The sequence below is a fragment of the Streptacidiphilus sp. MAP12-16 genome (genome assembly GCF_041262165.1).
GTDB lineage: Bacteria > Actinomycetota > Actinomycetes > Streptomycetales > Streptomycetaceae > Streptacidiphilus.
Map to the genome: position 1 here is coordinate 187,770 of NZ_JBGCBY010000014.1, position 24,978 is coordinate 212,747.

Here is a 24,978-nt window from a genome sequence, read left to right on the forward strand (position 1 = left end):
GCACGCTTTCTTGTTCCGCCGGGGCAGGTGGAGGGGGCCGGGTAAGAGGTGAATAAGGGGTGAAGCAGAAGAGTCTGCCAACGGTAGTGAGCGTGGGTGCCTGCGTTCAAGTTCTTGTCCACAGGCTGTGTACAGCAGTGTCGCAGACGGCGGCACCGCCCTGTCCCCCGACGTACTCCGGCGGAACCGTGCCGGACCTGCCGCTGTCCTGTGCCGGGCACATGCAGCCGGTTTGACCCGCCGACCGTCCTCCACGTACCGTAACGAGGTCGAGTTGTCGATGGCCGCTGCCGCATGCCCGCGGAATATCCGCACACCAAGGCGCGCAGCTACGGGCGTCGTGGATCACCGTACATAACGGCTATGGGGATCGCGCGGACGCACGGTGACGGCTGATCGACGCCCCGCGACCCTTCGATTCATCCTGGAGTCCCCCCGTGAGCAAGCGCACCTTCCAGCCGAACAACCGCCGTCGCGCCAAGACCCATGGCTTCCGCCTGCGGATGCGTACCCGTGCCGGCCGTGCGATCCTCGCGGCCCGCCGCGAAAAGGGCCGCGCCCGCCTGTCCGCCTGATCTATCAGGTTATGTTGTGCTGCCCTCCGAACATCGGCTGAGGCGGCGCCAGGACTTCGCGACCGCGGTGCGGCGGGGCCGCCGCGCCGGACGTCCCCTTCTGGTGGTGCATCTCAGCGAGAGCGAGGATGCAGTGACCGGGAGGCCGTACGGCGAGGGTGATCCCGTGGCCACCACGGGCCGGTCGTCAACGGACCCGCACAGCACCGGGGAATCACCTTCCCCGGTGCGTGCGGGTTTTGTCGTCAGCAAAGCCGTGGGTCCGGCCGTCGTCCGAAATCGTGTGAAACGTCGCCTACGTCACCTAATGGCCACGCGTCTGGTCGGTCTGCCCGCAGGTAGCCTGATAGTGGTACGCGCGCTGCCCCCTGCCGGGACGGCGGATTTCGCGGACCTGGAACGCGATCTGGATTCCGCACTGCGGAAGCTGGCCGCCCCTCGGGGCGGGCGGCCCCGCGATACCGGTACCGCATCCTCGCCGACGGGAGCAGGACAGTGACATACCTGCTAGTGGTGGCGATCGCCCTGGCGGCGCTGCTGGCAGGGAAGTATCTGCTGCTCGGGTTGATCCGGGTCTACCAGTGGACGATCAGTCCGCTACTGGGCCCGGTCTGTCGCTATCACCCGTCGTGCTCGCGCTACGGGTTCGAGGCCATCCGTGTACACGGTGCCGCGAAGGGTTCGGTCCTGACCGCCTGGCGCATCCTGCGGTGCAATCCGTGGAGTGCCGGCGGCGTCGACTACGTTCCGGCACGTACACGACCGGTCTGGCATCAGTGGGTGCGTAGCCTTCTGTTCCGACCTCTGTCCCGAGAAACCTCCTTGTCCCAGCACCCTGAAGACTTGGGACCCCACACCTCGAGCCGTGCCGAAGCGCCGACTCCCTCGACCAACGCCCAAGGAGCATGACCGTGGGGTTTCTCGACCCGATCCTCAACCCGCTGTATACCGCCGTCTCGTGGATCGTCGTTCAGTTCCACTCGCTGTACAGCCAGGTATTCAACCCTGCCAGCGGCTGGGCGTGGGGTCTGGCGATCGTCTCGCTGGTGATCCTGGTCCGGGCCTGCATGATCCCGCTCACGATCAAGCAGACCAAGTCGATGCGGGCGATGCAGGCACTGCAACCCCGGCTGAAGGTCATCCAGGACCGCTACAAGGGCGACCGGCAGAAGCTCGCCGAAGAGCAGATGAAGCTCTACAAGGAGGCGGGTGCGAACCCGGCCTCGAGCTGCCTGCCGCTGCTGGTGCAGTCGCCGTTCTTCATGGCGCTGTACGGCGTGCTGAGGAACGTCTCGAACCACAAGCCGGTCGGCGTGATCAAGGGCTCGCTGCTTGCGAGCATGTACCACACGCACATCTTTGGCGCCCCGCTGTCGGCGACCTTCGTGAACTCGTCGATCACCAGCGTCAAGATCGTGACCGCGGTCATGATCGTGACGATGTGCTTCACGCAGTTCCTCACCACGCGCCAGCTGATGACGAAGAACGTCGACCTCACGGTCAAGACGCCGTACATGCAGCAGCAGAAGATGATGATGTACGTCTTCCCGGTCATCTACATCTTCTTCGGTATCACCATGCCGGTAGGTGTCCTGATCTACATGGTGACCAGCAACATGTGGACGCTGGGCCAGCAGCTGGTGATCATCCGGCAGAACCCCACTCCGGGCTCGGTGGCGTTCAAGCAGCGCCAGGAGCGGCTGAAGGCCGCGGGCAAGCTGAACGCAGACGGCACCCCGGTCAAGGCCGGCCTGGCCTCGCTGGTGAAGGGCGGCAGCGCCCCGGTCGAGGAGGTTCCGGAGGACACCGCGCCGGTGCGACGCCAGCAGCCGAAGCGCCAGACCAAGGCGCAGCGCCAGAGCAGCGGCTCGGCGGGCACCGCGCCCACCGACGCGGTGGTGCATGCCGCCGAGACGGCCAAGGCGGGCACGGAGAAGGCGGGGCAGGCCCGTGGGCGGGCCAATACTGCGAGCAGCACTCCGGCGCAGGGTGGCGGCCAGAAGCGCGGGAACCAGCCCGGCAAGCGCAATCCGCAGCCGGCCGGGCGGTCCAAGAAGAAGTCCTAGCCGCGTTTCCCGTGCACCGCTGACCCCACTTCCCTAGTTGGCACCACGATTTCCAAAGGAGTCCATCCGTGACGGAAGGCACCGTGACGCCCGTCGAGAACGGCGAGCCGAAGAGTGACCCGCTCGGCCACCTCGAGCAGGAGGGCGAGATCGCTGCGGACTACCTGGAGGCCCTGCTCGACATCGCCGATCTCGACGGCGATATCGACATGGATGTGGAGGGCGACCGTGCCTCCGTGTCCATCATCGGCGAGGGCCCCGGCGCGGAGCGGTCGCTGCTGCGACTGGTCGGTCAGGACGGCGAGGTACTGGAGGCGCTGCAGGAGCTGACCCGGCTGGCGGTCCATCGTGAGACCGGTGAGCGCAGCAGGCTGATGCTGGACATCGCCGGGTTCCGGGCGCGCAAGCGGGCCGAGCTGGCGGAGCTGGGAGCGCAGGCCGCCAAGGAGGCCAAGGAGGCCGGCGCGCCGGTGAAGCTGCGTCCGATGACTCCTTTCGAGCGCAAGGTCGTCCATGACGCCGTGGCCGCGGCGGGACTGCGGAGCGAGTCCGAGGGCGAGGAGCCGCAGCGGTGCGTCGTCGTGCTGCCTGCGTAGGTGAGCTGTCCCACACTGGGACAAGGTGATGTGAACGAGCAACGGCCCCGTCTGCAATCCTGCAGGCGGGGCCGCGCTGCCGGAGCCGCTGTGGTGCAGCGGCCGGGTGGCGCCGCGGCTGAGCAGCGAGGAGAGGGTCGGCGATGTCGGAGGCGGAATCGGTGGCGGAGGAGTTCTCGCAGGAACTCCCTGAGGCCCCACCGGTGGCCAGGGCGGTTTTTGGGGACCGCTTTGAGCAGGCGGTCCGCTATGCCGAGCTGTTGGCTGACGCAGGGGTGCGCCGGGGGCTGATCGGGCCGCGTGAGGTGCCCCGCCTGTGGGATCGACATGTGCTCAACTGCGCGGTGCTGGGAGAGCTGCTGCCGGAGGGTGCGTCCCTGTGTGACGTCGGTTCGGGGGCCGGACTGCCGGGGATTCCGGTCGCGCTGGCCCGTCCCGATGTTCGGATCACTTTGCTGGAGCCGCTGCTGCGCCGGACCACCTTTCTGGAGGAGGTGGTCCGGGAGCTCCGTCTGGACAATGTGACCGTGCTACGGGGCCGGGCCGAGGAGATGGTTGGCAAGCTGGCGGTGGACGTGGTCACGGCGCGAGCGGTGGCTCCGCTGGACCGGCTGGCGGGTTGGGGGCTGCCGCTGCTGCGTCCTTATGGGGTGATGCTCGCGTTGAAGGGGGACTCCGCGGAGCAGGAGCTGGTGGACCACAAGGCAGCGCTGGTGAAGCTCGGCGCTCGTGAGTGGTCGGTGGGTACCGCAGGGGAGGGTGTGGTGGAGACGCCGACCCATGTGGTGCGGGTCCAGGTGGGCGAGAGTCCGGGCGGGGTCAAGGCGGCCGCTCGCCGGGCCAGGGCAGCCCGCGCTGGGCGTGCCGGGACTCCAGGAGCTCGGGGTGCCTCGCGACGCCGTCGCTAGCGACTGAGCGGTATTCGGCAGGATGGCCAGGGCCGCCGTTTCATGTTTCACGTGAAACGGCGGCCCTGCGGCATGTGGCTGAGGCTTCAGCTCCCGACCGATGGGCGGAGTGTCGAACCGTCAGATTTCCCTTATAACGGGCATCGTGTTTCACGTGAAACGTCGCTCACTGCTTCCCGGGATCCTGAGCCGCAGTCGTGGGGCCGCTCAGTACAGTCGTCGTTCGAGTGAAGATCTACCTCCACTGGGCTCAGAAGGACCACAACCGTCCCCCTATGTCACTGCGCTGCGCGATGATTTCAGCGACAGCCAGGATGGAGAGGGGGGCGAACCCTTGCCCAGCGAAGCTCATGCCGTAGGGGGGCCGCTGGAGGCGGACCTGCGGGCATCTGTGACGGATCCATTGCCGGGCCCTCGGACGCGGGGGAGGTCCGGTACCGCCGTTTCACGTGAAACACCGTTCCGATCGACCTCCCCGGCGACCGGTGGATCGGGGGTCGCCCCCCAGGCGCTTGTGGCGCATGAAACACTGACGCCCATGCAGGACTCGGAAGTCACCCCGCTGATTGACGACACACCCATCGGACGTGCCGCCCAGGCGGCAGTCGAGGCGATGGGGCGTGTCGGAGAAGCACTGCCCCGCCCCGCAGCCACCAGGGTGATGGTGGTCGCCAACCAGAAGGGCGGCGTAGGCAAGACCACTACGACGGTCAACCTCGCTGCCTCGCTGGCCATGCACGGCGCCAGGGTCCTGGTGATCGATCTGGATCCGCAGGGCAACGCCTCCACCGCGCTGGGGATCGACCACCACGCCGAGGTCCCTTCGATCTATGACGTGCTGGTCGAGGGCAAGCCGCTCGCCGACGTGGTCCAGCCGGTGGTGGACGTAGAGGGACTGTTCTGCTGCCCCGCGACCATCGACCTGGCCGGAGCCGAGATCGAACTCGTCTCGCTGGTGGCACGGGAGAGCCGGCTGCAAAGAGCGATCGAGGCGTATGAGCAGCCCTTGGACTACATCCTCATCGACTGCCCGCCCTCACTGGGCCTGCTCACCGTCAATGCGATGGTGGCCGGCCGGGAGGTGCTGATCCCCATCCAGTGCGAGTACTACGCGCTGGAGGGCCTGGGTCAGCTGCTCCGCAACGTTGACCTGGTGCGGGCACATCTGAACCCTCATCTGCATGTGTCGACCATCCTGTTGACCATGTACGACGCGCGTACCCGGCTTGCCTCGCAGGTCGCCGACGAGGTCCGCACCCACTTCCAGCGTGAGGTGCTGAACACCAGCATCCCCCGCTCGGTGCGCGTCTCCGAGGCACCCAGCTACGGGCAGACCGTACTCACCTATGACCCGGCATCGACGGGGGCGCTCTCCTACCTGGAAGCGGCCCGGGAGATCGCTCTACGGGGAGCGGAGGCGGACGCGCGAGCGGCCGACGAGCGCTTCGCTGCCGACCCGGCCAATCCCGGCGTCTACCAGCAGCAGCCCCGTCGTATGGCGGAGCACGAAACGGCACGGCATGAGCCGGCACGGCACAGCAGCACAGTGGAGGGGAACCGGTGAGCGAGCGTCGTAGAGGTCTGGGGCGGGGACTCGGAGCACTTATCCCGGCCGCCTCAGGACCGGAGAACAGGTCGGCTGTCGCGCCCAACGGCGCCGCCCTCTCCCCCGCGGACGTTCCCGCGCTGGGATCGGAGCGCGGGATCGCCGCAGTCAAGGTGGCCGGGCTGGCCGAGCGTCAGACATCCTCGGCAGCCGGCGCGGTGAGTACCTTGGAGCGTTCTCTCGACTCCGCCGTTTCACGTGAAACATCGCTCGGCGCGGACATGCAGCCAGTTGCCGGGGCGTACTTCGCCGAGGTTCCGCTGGACGCGATCACGCCGAATCCGCGCCAGCCGCGAGAATTCTTCGATGAGGAAGCCCTCGAAGAGCTGGTCCACTCCATCAAGGAGGTGGGTCTGCTCCAGCCGGTGGTGGTGCGGCAGACCTCTCCGGACCGCTATGAGCTCATCATGGGAGAGCGCCGCTGGCGGGCCTCCCGTGAGGCGGGCCTGGAGACCATCCCGGCGATCGTCCGGGCCACCGAGGATGAGAAGCTGCTCCTGGACGCGCTGCTGGAGAACCTGCACCGCGCGCAGCTCAACCCGCTGGAGGAGGCTGCGGCCTACGACCAGTTGCTGCGTGACTTCGCCTGCACCCAGGACCAGCTGGCTGACCGGATCGGGCGCTCGCGCCCCCAGGTGACCAACACCCTCCGCCTGCTGAAGCTGCCACCGGCGGTGCAGAGCAAGGTGGCGGCGAGCGCGATCTCCGCAGGCCATGCCCGCGCGCTTCTCGGCCTGGACAGTGCCCAGGAACAGGAACAGTTGGCGAACCGGATCAATGCCGAAGGACTCTCGGTGCGCACGGTCGAAGAGATCGTGACCCTGGCGCGGTTGGAGAAGCAGGAGCAGAAGCCCGAGCGGCGTTCCCGTGGACCCCGTGCGGGGCGCTTGGTGTCCCCGGCGCTGGCGAGCCTCGCGAGCAGGCTCTCCGATCGTTTCGATACCCGGGTGAAGGTGGAACTGGGCAAGGACCGCGGAAAGATCGTCGTGGAGTACGCCTCCATGGACGATCTTGAGCGCATCCTTGGACTCTTCGCTCCCGGGGAGGGCCAGGTCCTCCGGCAGGGGCAGCTGGACGGCGAGGCTACGGACACCGAGGCGTAGTCGGCAGGTCGTTGGGAAGGGCGTTGTTTCACGTGAAACCGTGGAACAGCGCCCTTCCTGTCGTCGCCCTTCTTGCGGCCGGTGGCGGCCGTTACGATGCCCAGGACGAGCACAGCGATCGGCCGAAGGTAGGAGGGGCCATGCGTGTGCAGCGGACGGCGGCGTTTCTCGCCGTCGGTCTGGGGCTGGGTGGAGTCGGCGGTTTTGTGGGCGGTCTGATCCAGGATCGTTCCCACCGAGGTGCTGCCCCGCGGTTGACGGCCCTATCGTGGAACGAGGATGCAGCGCGGTCGTCGGCCGCTGAGCCCAAAGGTGTGATGCATGGGACGCAGGCTCGTACCCCTCACTCTCGACTCCCTTTCTGATCTTCCCCTCAGCTGTCGTTCCTGCGTGTTCTGGGAGCTGGATCCGGTGAGCGGCGAAGCCGCAGCAAAGGCCGGGCAGACCGAGTTCGAGAAGGAGTCCTGGATCTCGGCGGTGCTGCTGGAGTGGGGATCCTGCGGTCGCATCGCCTATGTCGATGACGCACCGGTGGGCTTTGTGCTTTACGCGCCGCCGGCGTATGTGCCGCGGTCGCTGGCCTTCCCGACCAGTCCGGTCTCCCCGGATGCCGTGCAGTTGATGACGGCGCGGGTGCTTCCCGGGTACCAGGGGCAGGGGATCGGCCGGACCTTGGTGCAGACCGTCGCCAAGGATCTGGTGCAGCGCGGATTCAAGGCGATCGAGGCATTCGGGGACACGCGCTGGAAGCAGCCGAGTTGTGTCCTGCCGGCCGAGCATCTGCTTGCGGTGGGCTTCAAGACCGTGCGGACACATCCCCGGTACCCGAGGCTGAGACTGGAGGTCCGCTCGGCGATCTCCTGGAAAGGTGAGGTGGAAGTCGCTCTGGAGCGACTCCTCGGGGCCGTGCAGAAGGAGCCGTCGCTGCGTCCCCTCTAGAGAGTCCCTCCGAAGGAGGCCGGTGTTTCACGTGAAACACCGGCCTCTGTGTGGTGCCGGGCGAATCAGAAGAGCGCGGCGGGCAGGTGCAGGACACCGGTGGGTGAGTCGTCCTCCGGCGGAAGGTAGAGCCGCTGGACGGCCACCGCTATCGCTTCGACGGCCTGGGCGCGCAGTTGGGGGGAGGCGAGGCGGACGGCGTCCTCGGCATTGGTCAGATAGCCCAGTTCCAGTCGAACGGCTGCCATCCGGGTGGATCGCAGCAGCGTCCAGGTGCGGGCGTGGCTGCGGTTGTCGCCGAAGCCACAGCGGGCGACCAGCTCCCGCTGGAGCAGTCCGGCGAACTGCTTGCCGGTGTGGGACCAGCGGCGCCGGCTCTCGTCACCGTAGTAGTAGCTGGACGCACCGGAGGCTTGGGGATTCTGGTGCCCGTCGAGGTGTAGCGAGAGCATCAGGTTGGCGTCGGTGGCGTTGGCGAACTGGGCGCGTTCGGCTTCGTCGCCGCCGTTGTCCGCGCTTCGGGTGAGGTAGGTACGGACGCCGAGGGCGGTGAGCCGGCCTTCCAGGCGGGTGGCGACGTCCCAGGTGATGTCGGCTTCGGTGTAGCCGTGGGCGGAGACTCCCGGGTCGTGGCCACCGTGTCCTGGATCGATGATGATCACCTTCCCGGGGAGCGCGGCACCGGAGCCGAGCAGCATCTCGGTCTCCCGCATGACGTGAGGCGCTCCACCGACCACAGTGCGGTTGAGGCGGGCCAGCACGGTGAAGGTGGTGGGGCCCAAGGCGCCGTCAGGGTGGAGGCCCATATTGCGTTGGAACTCACTGAGGGCCTGGGCCGTGGCGGGGCCAAAGATCCCGTCGACCCTGCCAGGGGTGAACCCCATATCGAGCAGCCGCTGCTGGAGTTGGGCGACATCGTCACCGACCTGAGGGTTGCTCACCACATGGCTGATGACGCGATCGCCGAGCCGCCAGCGTGCCTCGTTGAGATGGCGGTACGTTTCCGGGCCGACGATGCCGTCGGCGGTGAGTCCGCGCTGCTGCTGGAAGTGGCGCACCGCCGCGTCGACGGAGGAGTCGAAGAGCGAGGAGGCGGATGTGAGCGCACCCCGGCCACTGCTTCGGCCGCTCTCGTCCGTTGCGGGCAGGAGCCCCAGAAGGCCCAGCTTGAAGCGGATCTCGGCCACGGCCGGTCCGGTGTCGCCGAGCTTCCAGTGATAGGCGTGGGCCGGATGCTGCTGGGTCATGACGCGAGGGTCCCCTCCTCATGGGCTGCCATGATCGTACGCGTCGTTCGCCGGGGGCAGGCGGACATGAGAGCGCCGGGGCTGCCACCCAATGGGTGGCAGCCCCGGCGCTCGTGTGCCCTGACTGGCTGAGCGGTGACTACTCGAGGAACTGGGCCAGGTCGCGGACCAGGGCACTCTTCGGCTTGGCGCCGACGATGGTCTTCACGACCTCGCCGTTCTGGTAGACGTTCATGGTCGGGATGGAGAGCACGCCGTAGGTCGCAGGGACGTTGGGGTTGGCGTCGATGTCGAGCTTGGCGATGGTGATCTTGTCGCCGTACTCGGCAGCGATCTCCTCCAGGGCAGGGGCGATCTGGCGGCACGGGCCGCACCAGGTCGCCCAGAAGTCGACGAGTACGGGCTTGTCGCTCTTGAGCACCTCGGCCTCGAAGGTGTCGTCTGTCACGGTGATGGTGGCGCCGGCCACGGTGGCTCCTCGGGTGTGCGGGGGATGATCTGGATGGTCGGTTCGGGGAAGGTCAGACCGCGGTCGCGGCGGCATGGCTCTCGCTGTGGGCGAGTGCGGCGAGGTAGCGCTCGGCGTCCAGAGCCGACGCGCAGCCCGTGCCGGCGGCGGTGATCGCCTGCCGGTAGGTGTGGTCGACCACGTCGCCCGCGCCGAACACGCCGGCCACATTGGTGCGGGTGGAGGGTGCCTCGACCCGCAGGTAGCCGTCGTTGTCGAGCTCCAGCTGGCCCTTGAACAGTTCGGTCCGCGGGTCGTGGCCGACGGCGATGAACAGGCCGGTGACCGGGAGCTCGCGGGTCTCGCCCGTCACGGTGTCGCGCAGGGTGAGGCTACTCAGCTTGGTGTCGCCGTGGATCTCGGCGACCTCGCTGTTCCAGGCGAAGCTGATCTTGGGGTTGGCGAAGGCACGCTCCTGCATGGTCTTGCTGGCCCGCAGGCTGTCCCGGCGGTGCACCACGGTGACGGACGTGGCGAAGCGGGACAGGAAGGTCGCCTCCTCCATGGCGGTGTCGCCGCCGCCGACCACGACGATGTCCTGGTCGCGGAAGAAGAAGCCGTCACAGGTCGCGCACCAGGAGACGCCACGGCCGGACAGCTGGTCCTCGCGGGGCAGACCCAGCTTGCGGTGCTGGGAGCCGGTGCTGATGATCACGGTCTTGGCGCGGTGCACGGTGCCCTCGGTGTCGGTGACCGTCTTGATGTCACCGCTGAGGTCGACCGAGATGATGTCGTCCGGGATGAGCTCGGCGCCGAAGCGCTCGGCCTGGGCGCGCATGTTGTCCATGAGCTCGGGGCCCATGATGCCGTCCTGGAAACCGGGGAAGTTCTCCACCTCGGTGGTGTTCATCAGCGCGCCGCCTGCGGACACCGCCCCCTCGAAGACCAGGGGCTTCAGCGAGGCGCGTGCTGTGTAGAGCGCGGCGGTGTAGCCGGCCGGGCCGGAGCCGATGATGATCACGTTGCGGACGTCGCTCACTGCACATCTCCTGAATCGCTTCGCAAGCCTTGGAGCCGACGAGGTGGAAGGCACTGCTGCCTGACTCCACCCCGCTCAACGGTTCCCCAGTGTCTCGCATTCCCGGAGCGTCATCCGCGCGGCACGGTTCGCTGGAGCTCGATGTGTCCCGGCGTGCCGACGGCGGCGGAGGTGCAGGAGGCATCGACCAGGTAGGCGTCGACCGACCGAGCGGGGTCGGCGCGGTCCGCGTAGACGACCGCGTATACCGGGATGCCCTGATAGCTGCCGAGGCTGACGGTCAGCGGCTGCTCGGTGTCGCGACCGATCGCCTGGGTGACACAGCGCGGGGCTGTGGTGGAGAGCGGAACCGAGGCGGGAGCATTGGCCGTCGATGGCGTGGACGGCTCCTGCTGCTGGCTCCTGGGCGCCGCCTTCGACTGCCCGTGGACCAGGAGCTGCTGGATCTGGCCGGTGAAGCCGTCCGCTGTGAAGTACGTCGGTTGAGAGACGCCGTCGCGGCCCGAGCCCTCGACACCCTTGGCGGCCGAGGCACTTGTGGCGCTGGACGCGCCGTGGTCCGTCCGCAGAATCGCTGTGCCGATGAAGCCGGCGACAGCGAGGGCGGCGAGCCCGAGTGCGGCCTGCCGCCACCTCCGTCCGGTGCCTCCGGTCCGCCTGCCGGGCCCGGTACCCCCGGGGCGGCCGTCGGCGGGGCCCGTGGTGCCCGTGGCAGCCCGCTGCTGACGTGGCACACCATCGCCACCCGCAGAGGCTCGCCCGGCCACGGGCGCGGACGCCTCGCTGGACGGCGTGGCAGTGGCGGGTTGGGTGGAGCTGAGCAGGGCTTCGGCGGCGAGGGCGGCGTCGATGCGGATACCGAAGTCGGTGGGAAGCTGCGGCGTCTCCGTGCGCCCGAGCAGGGAGCGGATCTCTTCGATGGCGTCGCAGGTGTCCGAGCACTCCGGGCAGTCCGAGAAGTGCGCGTGGAGCTGTGCGGTGACATCAGGCGAGAGCAGGTCCTCCAGATACTCCGCGATGGTTTCGACCGGGGGATGCCCGGAGGAGTCGAGGCCGAGGGCCGACGTGCTCGTGGTCATGTCGGCTGCTCACCTCCTCCGGTAGGGGCGTCGATTCTCGGTGTCGCCAGTAGTGGGACGGATGTCCCCGCCTCCGGGTTCCTTCCCCTGGGCGGAGGGGCCGTATCCCTTTCCCGGGGAGGGTCCGCGGCGGGGTCAGGCGCGCGGAGTGGCGCAGCCGAATCCTCGCGGGGCAGTGTTTCACGTGAAACACCACCGGCCGGTGCTGCCTCGGGTGTCGTACTCGATGTTTCACGTGAAACGGCCGAGGCGCGGAGGTGGGCGATCTGTGGGAGCAGCCTGGCGCGGCCACGGGCACAGCGGCTCTTCACCGTGCCGGTCGGGACGCCCAGCATCAGGGCGGCCTCAGCCACGGGATAGCCCTGCATGTCGACCAGGACCAGGGCGGCGCGTTGTTCCGCGGGAAGTGAGGCGAGTGCCGTACCCAGCTCGCGGCGGAGTTCGCCGCGTTCCGCGGAGATGTCCGCGCCTTCGTCGTGGCCGAGGAGGTCCTCGTGCCCGGGCTGGTCGTCCAGTGGGCGGGTGCGCCGGGTCGCGGCGCGTCGGGCGCGGTCGAGGCAGGCGTTGACGACGATGCGGTGCAGCCAGGTGGTGACCGCGGAACGCCCCTGGAAGGTGTGGGCGGATCGGAACGCGGAGACGAGGGCGTCCTGGAGTGCGTCCGCGGCCTCCTCGCGGTCGCCCAGGGTGCGCAGGGCGACGGCCCAGAGCCGCTCGCGATGCCGGTGCACCAGCTCGCCGAAGGCGTCGTGGTCGCCGTCGACGTGGCGTGCCAGAAGTTCCGCGTCGGAGGCGGACGCAGCGGGGGGCGCACCGTCGGCTGCCGCCTCCGGCTCGTTGGACTGACTGGGGCTGTCGCCCCGTGACGAACTCGCCACTGCGTTCTTCCCCCTATCCGGAGATCGGGACCAGAGTGCCATCCCGGCTCCGGCTTCGTCAGCCCAGGATCTGGATCTCGGAGATTCCGCCTCGGTAGGTGTTCGACTGGCCGGCGTCCGGAGGAAGGCTGGTGACGTGAACGAGCACGAAGCGGGTGCGGACCGGAGTGGCCAGCGTGGCGCTGGTGAGGGTCTTGCCCGCGACTGTGGAGTTGGCGATGCGTTGGGTGAACCCGGCGCTGTCGCCCGGCGCGGTGGTGGCGCTCTCCGGGGCGGCGAGAACCTCCATCGTCTGCCCGCTGAACGGCAGCGTCATCTCGACGCCGGAGACGCTCTGGACGCTGCCGAGGTCGACCACGATGCCGCTCCCGTCGGCGCGGCCGGGGAAGTTACCGAAGTTCGGGTAGTTCTGGTACTGCGAGGTGATCCAGGACGTGTTCGGGTTGTTGTCGATGGTCAGCGGTGCCTGGTCGCCTGCTATCGGCGCGTCACGGGGGGAGAACTCAGTCGCGCCGACGAGGTGCAGCGGGCTCAGGGACTTCTGGGTCTTGGTCTTGGGCTTGGTGTTGCCGCCGACTCCGGCGGTCACCGGGCTCGACGAGCTGGTGGGAGCACGCTTGGCCATGAGCGCCTCAGCCGTGCCCCAGCTGCCCAGGCCGACTGCGGCGAGCAGGACGAAGGAGATGCCCCACTTGAGGGCCTTGCCGGTGCGGCCGGGCAGGGTGGGCGGCAGCGGTGGCGCCGCCGGTGCGTCCGGCCTGCGGGCCGGGCCGGCCGCCGTGGCCCGGTCCGCGCCCTGGTAGGTACGGGTCGGGTACTCGGGGAGGACGAGGGGCTCCGGCTCGGGCTGCTTGATCTTCGGCATCACGTCGATGGCCTTGGCCAGGGCCTCGGGTGAGGTGAGCGGTTCCAGGTGGCGGCCGGGCGGTCGGCACAGGGTCTGGGCGCAGAGGTCGGACAGGCCTCGGTGGACTCCTGCCTTGACCTGCTCGGGGGGCACCACGCCGACCGTGCGGGGCATCCCCTGCAGGCCGTGGCGGTCCTCGGGGTAGGGCCAACGGTGGGTCAGCGAGGCGAAGAGCAGTGCGCCAAGCGCCTGCGTGTCGGTGAGCTCGGCCTCCGCGCGGTTGGTGGCGCTGAGGCCGTGCAGAGCGGCGTCCATGGCGATGCCGTTGATGCGGTACTGGCCGCTGTCGCTGCGGAGTACGCAGGCGGGGGTCAGCCGCAGGTGCGACATCCCCTTGCGGTGTGCTGCGGCGATGGCGGCGGTGACCTGACGCACCATCTGGTAGGCCTCGTAGGCCTCCAGAGGTCCCTCGGCGAGCAGCGTGCCGAGGTCGGTGGCGTCGGGGAGCCATTCGCGGATGATGTAGACGAGTTCGCCCTCCTCGACCGCGTCGAGGACCTGGACGAAGCGGGGGTCGCCGAGCAGCGCGGCCTGGCGTGCGGCGGCCACAGCCGCCTGCGAGCGCTGGTGGCCCGCAGCCAGCAGATGGATGCCGACGGCGCGGCGCAGCTTCTCGTCGACGGCGCGCCAACTGGTGAACACCCCGGCCTGGGTGAGGCACTCCTCAAGCCGGTAGCGGTTCGCGATGCGGTCACCGCTGTGGCGAACGGGGGCAGGAAGGAGGGGGGCGAGAGCGGCGGTCGCGGGGGTGGGCGAGGGAGCGGACGAAGAGGCAGGTGATGGGGCGGGGGCCGGGTCCTCGGTCGCGGATGCGGCGGGTTCGTCCGCCAGGGCGGCCGCGTCTTTTGAGCTGTCGTCAGCGCGGAGTTCGTCGGCGATCTCAGCTGCCGAGAGCGCCGCCGTGGACTCGGCCCCCGGTTCAGCCGAACCGCGCGCTTCGGCCGCTGTGCCCCCCTCGGCGGGAACGGCGTCCTCGCTGCTCTCTGCGATCGTGTCGACCGGAGCCTTGCTGCGATCCGCCACCTTCGTCCTGCCTCCCCTTGTGTCGCCCATGCCCTGCATGGTCATGCTGTACGCCTACGGTCAATTGTGCCAACTCCCGCTACTCGACTACGACCCACGATCCCCCCTGTTGGTTGTCCTGGGGAGGGGAGATCCGGTCTCAGCGGCCGAGTTTTCCGCGCACCATGCCGATGAGCGAGGTGAGTTCCTCGATACGCATCCGCTGGGCGATGACGACGAACAGTCCGATCTGCAGCACGCCGCCGGCGAGCAGTGCTGCGGTGTCCCCAAGGAACCCCCTGCCGATGCTGTTGACGATGAGGTAGGAGACGCCGAAGCCGACGGCGGCGGGGACGATGCTGGCACCGATCAGCCGTCCGTAGGTGCGGTTGATCCTGGGGCCGTCGAGGTCCCCGATCCGGCGCTTGAGCCGCGGCAGCGCGACCAGCAGGCCGACCAGGTAGGAGAAACCGTAGGCGAAGGCCATTCCGGTGACGGCCCAGGTCGGGGGGAGCAGCGCGTAGCAGACGGCCGAGAGCAGCGCGTTGCTGGCCGCTACCCAGACGGTGTTGTAGAAGGGCGTGCGGGTGTCCTCGTAGGCGTAGAAGCCGCGCAGCAGCACGTACTGCGCTGAGTACGGGATTAGGCCCAGGGCGAAGGCGGAGAGCATGTAGCCGACCGAGGTGCCCTGTTGGGGGTCGCCGAAGCCGTACAGCACGGAGCCGACGGCAGGGCCCAGGGAGAGGAACAGGAAGGCAGCCGGGACGATGGCGACCGCCGAGGTCCGCAGCCCGTAGGAGAGGTCGTCGCGGACGGCTGTCGCGTCCCCGTCGGCGGCGGCACGGGAGATCCTGGGCAGCACGGCGCTCATCACCGAGACGGTGATCACCGCTTGCGGCAGCTGCCAGATCAGCAGGGCGTTGGAGTAGGCGGACAGGCCTGCGCCGTTGCGTCCGGAGGCGTTTCCGGCCGCCGTCGCCAGCTGGGTGACGACCAGGTAGCCGGCCTGGTTGGCCAGGACGAACAGGAAGGTCCATTTGGCGAGCTTCGCGGCGTGGCCCAGCCCGTGTCCGCGCCAGTCGAAGCGGGGACGGAACCGGAAGCCGGCAGAGCGCAGGTAGGGGATCATCGACAGCGCCTGGACGGTCAGGCCCAGCAGGGTGCCGATGCCCAGGAGCCGTACGCCCTCGGGGGAGATGGTCTGCGGGTTGACGCTGGTCCGGGTGAACGGCCCGTAGACCCAGGCGTACATGCCGAAGGTGAAGATGACCACGACGTTGTTGAGGACCGGCGTCCACATCATGGCGCCGAATTTTCCCCTGGCGTTGAGGATCTGACCCATCACCACATGGACGCCCATGAAGAAGATGGTGGGCAGGCAGTAGCGGGCGAGGGCGACGGTCACGTCGGCGCTCTGTGGATTCCTCATGATCGACGCGGAAACCAGGCGTACCAGCAGGGGTGCGGCGAGCACGGTCACGAAGACCACGCCGCCCAGCCCGACCACGACCAGGGTGAGCAGTCTGCTCGCGTACGCCTCGCCGCCGTCCTCGTCGTTCTTCATGCTGCGGACGAGCTGGGGCACGAAGACGGCGTTGAGAGCGCCGCCGCCGACCAGGATGTAGAGCAGGGTGGGAAGGGTGTTGGCGACGTTGTAGGCGTCGCCCATGGTTCCCACGCCGATGGCGAAGGTGATCACCATGGTGCGGACGAAGCCGGTCCCCCGGGAGACCAGGGTGCCCGCGGCCATGATGGCGCTGGAGCTGAGTACCCCGCCGGCCTTGGCGGGAGCCCCGGCGGCTGCGGTGCCCTCGGCTGCCGCCTTGGCGGGGGCGTCCAGGCGCAGCAGCGGGATGGTGCCGGTCGCCTCCGCGGCGGCGTCGCCCCCTGCCTCCCCGTACAGGCCCGGGGCGTAGGACTGGCGGTCGTCCCGGAAGAGGTAGCCGTAGGGGTCCTGCGGGTCCTGGCCTGCGGGCGGCTGGCCGGGGTCGTGGCGTCCCTGTTCGTTCTCGGTCGCGTGGGTGATCAGTTCGTCGACGCCGACACCCTGGTCGGCGAAGCCGTCGGCGTATCCCTGGGGAGGTCCGAAGCCGGGGACGGTCGAGCCGTCGGGAACGGCCGGCCCGGCCGGAGCGTACGGTCCCGCGGCGTACTGCTGCCCCTGCTGGCCGGCGCCGCCGTTGTACGACTGGACCCCGGGCGGCTGCTGCGCGGACTGGGGCTGGGTCGGGTAGGGCGGGGCGGCGTGCTGCTGGTCGTAGCCGGGCTGGTCGTAGCCGGGGTGCACGTAGCCCGGTTGCTGGTACCCGGGCTGTTGGTACCCCTGCTCTTGGTACCCCGGTTGCTGGTACCCCGGTTGCTGGTAGCCCGGTTGCTGGTACCCGGGCTGCTGGTAGTCGGCCTGCTGGTAGCCCTGCTGGGCGTAGCCGTCCGGCGGAAACGCCTCCGGCCCGTACGGGTCCTGGGCGTACGGGTCCTGGGCGTAGGGGTCGCGCGCGTACGTCTCGTCCAGGTACGCGTCGCTGCCCTCCTGGGCCTGGGACCGGGCCTGGGCCGGAGTCGGTGCGGTGGCAGCAGGGGGCGTGCTGTGGTTCGGCCCGCGTTCACCGCGTCCCTGCTGGGTTCTGCCGTCACGCGGCGCGCTCATGCCACCTCTCCGGATCTTCGGACGGGACGGCCGGACCAATTCGGCCGTCTCAGATGCCTACCCTCTCATCCGGGCGCTGCTACCCAGCGGTTCAGGGCGCGTTTTCCCGATCTTGGCGTGATGCTTTCCTCAGGTCGGCCACAGGTTCCCGCTCCGGTTCCGACGTTTCAAACACACGCGGCTCCGTGCCGTCGGGCGTGGGATCGTCACCGGAGACGTCATCCGGACCGTCCCCGGTTTCGTCCGGGCCGTCCAGCGCCGCGTTCTTCTTGCGCTTCCAGTAGAGCCGCAGACCTGCCAGCAGCACCAGCAGTCCGCCACCCGCCATGACCGCGATCACACCGCTGGGCAGCTGGGTGATCTCGACGTTGAAGGAGACCGGAAGACCGTACATCGTCTCAATCCCCTGGTCCGAGGTGAACAGCTGAGCCGTCATGGGCACGGGGCCGTTGGCGAACGCCTGCACCGGGAACTTCAACGTCAGCTTGGTGTTGCCGCCGGTCGTCACCACCAGCGTCTTACTGGCGCTGTTGCCGACACTCAGCCGGGTCGGATTGTCGGACGTGAGCTCAACCTGCAGATTGCGCACGCCCTGGGGCAGGTCGTTCTGCACAGTGATCGGGATCGTGGCGGAGCTGCTGCCGGGCAGGGTGACCGTCCCGCCGGGTTTGGGCAGGATCGAGACCGCCTCGTGCCGGTTCGTCAGGTAGGCCACCGCGTTCGACCGGAAGGTGGCTCCTGGCGCCGCCTGGGTGCGCCACTGGGTGGAAACGGAGCGCAGTATCGCCGACCCGAAGGCGGTGCGCAGCGGTGCCGGGTTGACCACGACGTTCGCCAACTGGTCCAGCTGGTCCTGGGTCTTCGCCAGCTCTGTCAGCGAGTCGCCGCTCAGCTCGCTCTTCCTGACGGCGGACGGGTAGGCGGTCGGCGCCTTCCCCGCGCCCTTGGTCGGCGTGGCCTGGGCCACCGTGCCGAAGCTGACCGGGGTGATCCACTTTCCGGCCACCGCGTCCTTGAGCGACTTCGCCAGGGTCTGGGCGGTGCTTGCGGACATGTCCCGCGGCGGCTGGACCAGGATGCTGCGCTGAAGCCCCGGCTGTTCCAGGGTGATCGCCAGCGTCTCCGCGAGGAACCGCTGCTCGGCCATGGTCTGCGCGGTCGGCGTGGACAGGTCGCCCGCGAAGATCTCGGCCAGCGTCGAGTCGGCGACGACGCCGGTCATGCCGTTGCCGAGAGAGCGGGCGGCGTTGGGTGTGTAGGTCAGGCCGGGTGAGTCAGGGAGGCTCGCGCTGTTGGCGATGATCTGGGTGTCGCCGATGGAGTGGGCGAGGGAGAAGACCGAGGAGTCGGTGTACCCCTGGTAGGGCCAGGCCACCGTGTGGCTCGCGCTGACCTGCAGCGGATTGAGGCCGACCTGCCCCAGGTCGCTGTTGGCGATGCCCAGCGCTTGCTTGAGGTTCGTGAGGGTGCTCGACCCGGCTGCGGTGTTGTGGGCGATTGAGGCGAGGTCGGGGTCGGCCGCCGGAAGCGAGATCACCTGCTGGCTGGTGAGGCCGGTCAGGGCCGCCTGCAGGGCGGTCCGCCAGGCCTTCGCGGCGTCGAGGCCGGTCCCGGGGGTGGTGCACTTGCAGGCCGCGGTGGCGCCCTTGGTGTCGTCGCCGTTGACGACCTGGTACTTGGTCTCCATCGCCAGGACGGTGCTGACCAGGTCCGGATCGATCACCCAGGTCGGCTTGAGGGAGGCGATGCTGTTGCCGATCAGCTGCAGCTGGCCGAGGCGCCCCTCGACGCCCAGTTCGGACGCGAGCGTGTCGTCTGTCAGCACGGCCTGCTCGGCTTGCTGCGGGTCGGTGTACGTCTGCGGCTGCACCCGTGGGGGGTCCGCCAGCGGCCACAGCGTGGCGACCTGGGTGGGCTTGTCGCTGGTCGACGAGAAGAGCGGCAGGAAGGTCCTGACAATGCCCAGTGGGTGTGCCGAGCCGTTGTCGACGCTGCCCTGGGCGTCCACGGCGAGCTGGTAGACGTGGTCCGAGTCGAGGTTCAGATCGCTGATCTTGACGGTGAGCGTGAACGGTGCGCTGGTCGCGCCCGGCGCCAGGGTGGGCAGGGACTGCTGGTGGGGCGGGTCGAGCTCCGGCGGGTCGTCGTTCTGCGGTGTGGTGATGCTCGCCACAGCGGCGATCTGGGAACGTTCGCTCAGCTTGTCTGGGCTCACCCACATCCCCACGTGCAGCGACGTGATCGGTACGCTGCCGGCGTTCGTGACCGTTCCGGTGACCGTGAGCGTGTCCTTGGACTGCGGCGCGCTCGGGGAGATCGTGCTCAGCGTCACCACGGCGGGGTAGTGGGCGTTGACCGAGGCCGGCGCCCGCCCGGCCCCCGCCCGTGCCGCGGTGGGCGCCTGTGCGCTGACCGCCCCGGTCGCCTGGAACTGGGCCGCGCCGGCCGCGGGTGCGAGGGCGGTGCCGCTGCCGAGGGTGAGGCCGGCGGCGAGCAGGATCGTGCCGGCGCGGCGCGCGCGCTGCCAGGCCCGCTCACCACCGCGGCCGATGCCGAGCTCGGACATGCGCCCTCTGTGCCGTGCCGCCACGCCCACGCGCCCTCGCCGTTCTCGTCGCTTTCGGTGCCCTGGCCACGCTGCTCCCGGGTGCCCCCGGGCGGGCCGCCCCACCGCTGTATTGTGCGGCTTGCGTGGACTCCCCGGCATCGTAACGACGTTGCCTGAGAGCCGGTGCAGCCGGGCGTGCCCGGATGGGCGCACGCTCCTGCCGCCAGCACTGCCTCTACAACCAGGTATAACGAGGCGCGGCCGATGCGTGACGGCACGTACCCTTGTCTGTCGTGCCGAATTCCAATGATCCCAGCTCTCCCCGCCCGCCCGTCGAGTCTCCTGCCGAGGCTTCCGTCGCTGCTGCCGTGGATGCCTCCGCCGACCCTGCGCTGACTGTCGCGCAGGCCGCAGCCGTCAGGGAGATCCTCGGGGCCTACCCGGTCGCGGACGAGCTGGGACGCCGCTTCCAGCGGGCCGGGTTCCGTCTCGCCCTGGTCGGCGGCTCGGTGCGGGACGCTCTGCTGGGCCGGCTCGGCAACGATCTCGACTTCACCACCGACGCCCGCCCGGAGCAGATCCTCGCCCTGCTGAAGCCCTGGGCGGACGCTGTCTGGGACGTCGGCATCGCCTTCGGCACCGTGGGCGCCCGCAAGAAGGCCAGGCCGACGGCGGATCCCACGGGCGGGGAACCGCACGACTTCCAGATCGAGATCACCACCTACCGGTCGGAGGCGTACGACCGGAACTCCCGCAAGCCCGAGGTCTCCTACGGCGACTCCATCGAGGACGACCTGGTCCGGCGCGACTTCACAGTCAACGCGATGGCGGTGTCCCTTCCCGACGTCGCCTTCATCGACCCGTACCACGGGCTGGCCGACCTCGCCGCGAAGGTGCTGCGCACGCCCGGCACCCCGGAGCAGTCCTTCTCCGACGACCCGCTGCGGATGCTGCGGGCCGCCCGCTTCGCCGCGCAGCTGGACTTCCAGGTCGCCCCCGAGGTCGTCACCGCGATGACCGAGATGTCCGAGCGGATCGACATCGTCTCGGCCGAACGGATCCAGGCCGAGCTGAACAAGCTGCTGCTGTCCGATCACCCCCGCAAGGGGCTGCTGCTGCTGGTCGACACCGGGCTGGCCGCCCGGGTGCTGCCCGAGCTGCCCGCGCTCCGGCTGGAGCGTGACGAGCACCACCGGCACAAGGACGTCTACGACCACTCGCTGACCGTGCTTGAGCAGGCCATCGACCTGGAGACGGACGGCCCCGACCTGACGCTGCGTCTGGCCGCGCTGTTGCACGACATCGGCAAACCCAGGACCCGGCGCTTCGAGAACGGCGGAGGGGTCTCCTTCCACCACCACGAGCTGGTCGGCGCCAAGATGACCAAGAAGCGGCTGCGCGAACTCAAGTACTCCAACGAGCTGATCGCGGACGTGTCGCGACTGGTCGAGCTGCACCTGCGGTTCCACGGCTACGGAACCGGCGAGTGGACCGACTCGGCGGTGCGCCGCTACGTCCGCGACGCCGGGCCGCTGCTGCCGCGCCTGCACAAGCTGACCCGTTCCGACTGCACGACGCGCAACGTGAAGAAGGCGGCGGCGCTGTCGCGCGCCTACGACGGTCTGGAGCAGCGCATCGCGGTACTCCAGGAGCAGGAGGAGCTGGGCGCGATCCGCCCGGACCTCAACGGCGACCAGATCATGGCGATCCTGGGGCTGAAGCCGAGCCGGGCTGTCGGCGAGGCCTACGCGTACCTGTTGGAGCTCCGCTTGGAGAACGGCCCGATGGGGCCGGAGGCAGCCGAGGCGGCACTGAAGGAGTGGTGGGCCGGCCGCGAGGCATAGGGGTCCTTTCTTTTTCAATCAGAATTCACAATTGATTCCAACAACTAATGCATCGCCCATAATCCAGGATTCATGGGTGATGTAACTGTCATGCCTTATTCTCGTTACTCCATCCGAGGAGGCGCGCTGCCTCCCGGAACGGAGGAACGGAAATGGCCGGCGACGATGTCCTGCTGGAGTCCAAGACCATGCGCGCCGCACTGGCCGGGCGGATCGAGGCGCTGGACCGGGTGAAAACCCTGGAAACCCTGCCCAACGGACTGCATCTGCTCACCGAGGACGTGGCCGACTACTTCGGAGTTCCGGCAAGGACGATCCACTCGGTGGTATTTGACTACCGCGAGGAACTGGAATCGCACGGCTACCAGGTACTGACCGGAAAGCGGCTCACCGCGTTCAAGACCACGAGCGGAATCCAGTCCAGAGCCAGGCAGCTCGCTCTGTTCAACCGTCGCACGGTGCTCTACGCGGCCATGCTGCTGCGGGACAGCGAGATCGCCCGCCAGGTGCGCGCCCGGCTGCTGGACCTGGAGGCCAGCGCGCGCTTCCTGCCGGTCGACAACCCGCTGCGGGATCTCCCGCGCAGCGCCGACGTCAGCGCGGTCGAGCTCACCGCGAACGCGCTTCGCGGGGTTCTCGGCGCCACGGTGATCCCATTGCTCAACGCGCTCATGGAGCAGGCCAACGGGCAGGAGCTGACGCTGGCCGAACTCGCCTACCGGCTCGGGCAGATCGAGCAGGTGGTGCTGGACGAGGACGTCTACCGGACGGAGCGCCGACGCCTGCGGCTGCTGCGCCCGCTGGAGGAGGAGCAGTCGGAGGATGCCGACTGGGACGCCGACGAGGACGCCTACGAGGATGTCGAGGAGGACCTCGAGGAGGACGGGGATGGGCGCGGGGGCGGCGACTAGTGACCTGGGGGGCGATAGGGCTCGGGTCGGCGCGCGCCGTCGCAGTCCGGCCCCGGGGACTCGCTCCCGGGGCCGGGTCTGCGTCAGTTCGTGGATGTGAAGGCGCCGACCACGAGGACGAAGAAGAACAGCAGGAAGAGCCCGAAGGGAATCAGCAGCCCGAGCGCCTCGGGGCGCTGGAAGACCGGCTGACCGGGGACAAGCTGCCGGCCGCCGGGGCCGGGAGCTGCCACCGGGAGCGCCTTGACCTTGTTGAAGGCGAAGACGTTGCGGATCAGGGCGATGGAGCTGAAGATCCAGGAGCCGTAGCCCCACCAGCCTCGCACCATGGTCTTCGCGGACATCTCCCGCATGACCGCGGTGCCGCAGGTGTTGCAGAAGGGCCCCGTGGTCTTCAGGAACTGCATGACGATGATCATGCCCCGGTGGCCGTGGAAGTTCACCTGCGCGGCGGGGAAGCCACCGCAGAAGCGGCAGGTCAGGCCGTCGGCGTTGTACAGCTGGGCGGCGGGATTCCCATAGGGCGTCTGCGGCTGCATGCCGTAGGGGCTGTCCTGCGGCGGGCCGTATGGAGGAGCGGCGGGAGCCTGTCCGTACGGGGGAGCCACCGGGGCCTGACCGTACGGCGCTGCCTGCGGCTGGGCGTAGGGCTGGGTGTAGGGCTGGGCGGGGGGTGCTGCCGGGGCCGGGGCATAGGCGGGTGGCTGCTGACCGTAGGCGGGTTGCTGGCCGTAGGGGTTGGGCTGCTGCGGCACGACGCCGGGCTGGGCGTACGGGTTGGGCTGCTGCGGTGCCTGAGGCGGCTGGTTGGTGTAGGGATTGCCCGGCTGCGCGTACGGGTTGCCCGACATGGGCGGTGGCGGCGTGGCCATCTGGGACCTCAGTGATCGGAGACAGGAGAAGGGATCACGCTATCCGTAGCCCGTGCCCGGAAGGCACCGGGTGGGTGAATCCGCTTGGGGTTGTGGCTGAGTGGTTATGCGTCAGGTGGGACGGGTGCGGCCGAATGGGGCACGGGAGGTGCCTGTCGAAGCGTCAGGCCGTAGGCGAGCGCGGTGATCGCATACAGCACCGACGAGCCGAGAACCACCGCCACCGAGTGCCCGCTCGGCGACATGACGAGTGCGGTCACCGCTGCTGCGGCCACCAGCGCGCCGTTGAAGAGCACGTCGTACACGGCGAAGACCCGGCCCCGGAAGGCGTCCTCCACCGAGGTCTGCACCAGCGTGTCCGTACTGATCTTGACCCCCTGCGAGACCAGCCCGAGCAGGTAGGCGGCGGTGATGATCGGGACGGGCGTGAAGAAGAGGCCCAGCGCGGCGGTGAGGACCGCGGCCAGAGCCGCGCAGCAGACGAGCCAGCCAGGGACGCCTACCCTCCGAGTCGCCCACGGTGTGATCACCGCCGCGGAGAAGAAGCCGGCGCCGGAGGCGGCCAGGGCCAGACCCAGCCAGCGGATTCCCGCGCTCTGGTCCCCCGGAGGCGCGAAGCTGTTCCGGCACAGCATCAACAGCAGGACCAGCAGCAGTCCGTAGCTGAACCGGCATGCGGTCACCGCAGCCAGCGCGTAGCTAGCTGGGCGGCAGTCGTGCACGAGGTGGCGCAGCCCGGCGACCAGCCCTCTGGTCGTCTCCACGAGCAGGGTCCGCAGGCGCTGCGGTGCCTGCCGCCCGCGTTCCGGGCCGAGCAGGTCGGGACCCATGGTCCGGGCGGCGAGCGAGGCGCTTCCGTAGCCCAGCGCCGCCAGGCCGAGCAGTGCGGCGTTGGCCTGCGGGCCGCCGGGCAGTACCAGCCGCACCAGGAAGGCGGACCCACCGCCGAGCGTGGTGGCGACAGTGCCGAGCGTCGGAGCGACGGCGTTGGCGCCGACCAGCAGGGCGGGCTCGACGACCTGGGGCAGGGCCGCGGAGAGCCCCGCCAGAATGAAGCGGTTGACGCCGGTGACGAGGAGCGCGGCCCCGAAGAACGCCGCAGTGGGGACGTGGATCAGGACGAGTGCGGCGGTGCCGAGGCAGAGCGCGAGGCGCAGCAGGTTCCCGTACAGCAGGATCTGTCGGCGGCGCCAGCGGTCGAGGAGCGGCCCGGCGAACGGACCGAAGAGACAGAAGGGCAGCAGCAGTACCGCGAAGGCGGAGGCGATGGCTCCGGGCGTCGGCTGGCGCTCCGGGGAGAACACGACGTAGGACGCCAGGGAGACCTGGAACACCCCGTCGGAGAGCTGAGAGAGCAGCCGGGTGCCGAGCAGGCGACGGAAGTCGCGCAACCGCAGTAGGGCCGCGACGCGGCCCTGTGGAGCGGACACACCGCGGGTGATCGACACGTGCACAGAGTGCCACGGTCATCGACAGATGTGCAGGTTCCGCGACGCGAATCGCCCACGGCGGCGCGGCCGTCCGCAGCCTCGTGTTTCACGTGAAACGCACACCAGGGAACCCCGAGGGGGTCCCGTTTCACGTGCTCTACGCTCCCCTGGGGGCGACCCCCGGACCCCCGGTGGGGAACCCCGAGGGGGTCCCGTTTCACGTGCTGCACACTCCCCGGGGGGCGACCCCCGGACCCCCGGTGGGGAACCCCGAGGGGGTCCCGTTTCACGTGCTGCACACTCCCCGGGGGGCGACCCCCGGACCCCCGGTGG

21 protein-coding genes are annotated in these 24,978 nt (G+C 69.2%); 11 read left to right on the forward strand and 10 right to left on the reverse strand.

The window, feature by feature from the left end:
* Window positions 1-437: 437 nt before the first annotated feature.
* The 9 genes from rpmH (at window position 438) to ABIA33_RS20565 (ending at window position 7,793) form a co-directional block, all read left to right on the forward strand.
* The gene (gene rpmH / locus ABIA33_RS20525; RefSeq protein ID WP_034089364.1) at window positions 438-575 is read left to right on the forward strand and encodes a 50S ribosomal protein L34; all 138 of its coding nucleotides are present in this window, start codon (window positions 438-440) and stop codon (window positions 573-575) included.
* Between the two features lie 16 nt (window positions 576-591).
* The gene (gene rnpA, locus ABIA33_RS20530) at window positions 592-1,074 is read left to right on the forward strand and encodes a ribonuclease P protein component (RefSeq protein ID WP_370083772.1); all 483 of its coding nucleotides are present in this window, start codon (window positions 592-594) and stop codon (window positions 1,072-1,074) included.
* Window positions 1,075-1,112: 38 nt separating this feature from the next.
* A complete protein-coding gene (gene yidD / locus ABIA33_RS20535; protein ID WP_370083815.1) occupies window positions 1,113-1,484 on the forward strand; it encodes a membrane protein insertion efficiency factor YidD in 372 nt (123 codons plus the stop codon).
* The gene (gene yidC, locus ABIA33_RS20540; RefSeq protein ID WP_370083774.1) at window positions 1,481-2,641 is read left to right on the forward strand and encodes a membrane protein insertase YidC; all 1,161 of its coding nucleotides are present in this window, start codon (window positions 1,481-1,483) and stop codon (window positions 2,639-2,641) included. Before yidD ends, yidC begins: the two co-directional genes overlap by 4 nt.
* A gap of 68 nt (window positions 2,642-2,709) precedes the next feature.
* Complete coding sequence (locus ABIA33_RS20545; protein ID WP_370083776.1) at window positions 2,710-3,237, forward strand: protein jag; 528 nt, start codon at window positions 2,710-2,712, stop codon at window positions 3,235-3,237.
* A gap of 143 nt (window positions 3,238-3,380) precedes the next feature.
* A complete protein-coding gene (gene rsmG / locus ABIA33_RS20550) occupies window positions 3,381-4,145 on the forward strand; it encodes a 16S rRNA (guanine(527)-N(7))-methyltransferase RsmG (protein ID WP_370083778.1) in 765 nt (254 codons plus the stop codon).
* A 565-nt stretch (window positions 4,146-4,710) separates the two neighbouring features.
* Window positions 4,711-5,709 carry a ParA family protein gene (locus ABIA33_RS20555; RefSeq protein WP_370083816.1) on the forward strand — a complete coding sequence of 333 codons (999 nt, stop codon included), beginning with the start codon at window positions 4,711-4,713 and terminating at the stop codon, window positions 5,707-5,709.
* Window positions 5,706-6,854, forward strand: coding sequence for a ParB/RepB/Spo0J family partition protein (locus tag ABIA33_RS20560; RefSeq protein WP_370083780.1), 1,149 nt, complete (start codon window positions 5,706-5,708; stop codon window positions 6,852-6,854). Before ABIA33_RS20555 ends, ABIA33_RS20560 begins: the two co-directional genes overlap by 4 nt.
* Before the next feature lie 321 nt (window positions 6,855-7,175).
* Window positions 7,176-7,793: a GNAT family N-acetyltransferase gene (locus tag ABIA33_RS20565; protein ID WP_370083782.1), complete on the forward strand. Its 618-nt coding sequence runs from the start codon at window positions 7,176-7,178 to the stop codon at window positions 7,791-7,793.
* A 65-nt stretch (window positions 7,794-7,858) separates the two neighbouring features.
* Here ABIA33_RS20565 and ABIA33_RS20570 read toward each other — a convergent pair whose 3' ends face one another.
* The 8 genes from ABIA33_RS20570 to ABIA33_RS20605 all read right to left on the reverse strand — a co-directional run bounded on the left by ABIA33_RS20570 (window position 7,859) and on the right by ABIA33_RS20605 (window position 19,606).
* Window positions 7,859-9,040: an N-acetylmuramoyl-L-alanine amidase gene (locus ABIA33_RS20570; protein ID WP_370083784.1), complete on the reverse strand. Its 1,182-nt coding sequence runs from the start codon at window positions 9,038-9,040 to the stop codon at window positions 7,859-7,861.
* A 139-nt stretch (window positions 9,041-9,179) separates the two neighbouring features.
* The gene (gene trxA, locus ABIA33_RS20575) at window positions 9,180-9,509 is read right to left on the reverse strand and encodes a thioredoxin (RefSeq protein WP_370083786.1); all 330 of its coding nucleotides are present in this window, start codon (window positions 9,507-9,509) and stop codon (window positions 9,180-9,182) included.
* Window positions 9,510-9,561: 52 nt separating this feature from the next.
* Window positions 9,562-10,527 carry a thioredoxin-disulfide reductase gene (trxB, locus tag ABIA33_RS20580; protein WP_370083788.1) on the reverse strand — a complete coding sequence of 322 codons (966 nt, stop codon included), beginning with the start codon at window positions 10,525-10,527 and terminating at the stop codon, window positions 9,562-9,564.
* A gap of 110 nt (window positions 10,528-10,637) precedes the next feature.
* Window positions 10,638-11,606, reverse strand: a complete 969-nt coding sequence (locus tag ABIA33_RS20585; RefSeq protein ID WP_370083791.1) for a hypothetical protein — start codon at window positions 11,604-11,606, stop codon at window positions 10,638-10,640.
* On the reverse strand, window positions 11,603-12,484 hold the full coding sequence (gene sigM, locus ABIA33_RS20590; RefSeq protein ID WP_370083793.1) for an RNA polymerase sigma factor SigM: 882 nt from the start codon (window positions 12,482-12,484) through the stop codon (window positions 11,603-11,605). The genes ABIA33_RS20585 and sigM overlap by 4 nt, the downstream gene beginning before the upstream one ends.
* Before the next feature lie 58 nt (window positions 12,485-12,542).
* Window positions 12,543-14,414 (reverse strand): protein kinase family protein, encoded by a 1,872-nt coding sequence (locus ABIA33_RS20595; RefSeq protein ID WP_370083795.1) that lies wholly within the window; start codon window positions 14,412-14,414, stop codon window positions 12,543-12,545.
* Window positions 14,415-14,553: 139 nt separating this feature from the next.
* Window positions 14,554-17,040, reverse strand: a complete 2,487-nt coding sequence (gene murJ, locus ABIA33_RS20600; RefSeq protein WP_370083797.1) for a murein biosynthesis integral membrane protein MurJ — start codon at window positions 17,038-17,040, stop codon at window positions 14,554-14,556.
* Between the two features lie 91 nt (window positions 17,041-17,131).
* Window positions 17,132-19,606 (reverse strand): DUF6049 family protein, encoded by a 2,475-nt coding sequence (locus tag ABIA33_RS20605; RefSeq protein ID WP_370083799.1) that lies wholly within the window; start codon window positions 19,604-19,606, stop codon window positions 17,132-17,134.
* A 350-nt stretch (window positions 19,607-19,956) separates the two neighbouring features.
* On the opposite strand from ABIA33_RS20605, the gene ABIA33_RS20610 reads away from it, so the two are divergent.
* Window positions 19,957-21,432 carry a CCA tRNA nucleotidyltransferase gene (locus tag ABIA33_RS20610; protein WP_370083800.1) on the forward strand — a complete coding sequence of 492 codons (1,476 nt, stop codon included), beginning with the start codon at window positions 19,957-19,959 and terminating at the stop codon, window positions 21,430-21,432.
* Between the two features lie 152 nt (window positions 21,433-21,584).
* A complete protein-coding gene (locus ABIA33_RS20615; protein ID WP_370083801.1) occupies window positions 21,585-22,343 on the forward strand; it encodes a restriction endonuclease in 759 nt (252 codons plus the stop codon).
* A gap of 83 nt (window positions 22,344-22,426) precedes the next feature.
* Here the strand turns inward: ABIA33_RS20615 and ABIA33_RS20620 are convergent, their stop codons facing one another.
* On the reverse strand, window positions 22,427-23,215 hold the full coding sequence (locus ABIA33_RS20620; protein WP_370083802.1) for a hypothetical protein: 789 nt from the start codon (window positions 23,213-23,215) through the stop codon (window positions 22,427-22,429).
* Between the two features lie 104 nt (window positions 23,216-23,319).
* On the reverse strand, window positions 23,320-24,663 hold the full coding sequence (locus tag ABIA33_RS20625) for an MFS transporter (RefSeq protein ID WP_370083803.1): 1,344 nt from the start codon (window positions 24,661-24,663) through the stop codon (window positions 23,320-23,322).
* Between the last annotated feature and the right edge of the window lie 315 nt (window positions 24,664-24,978).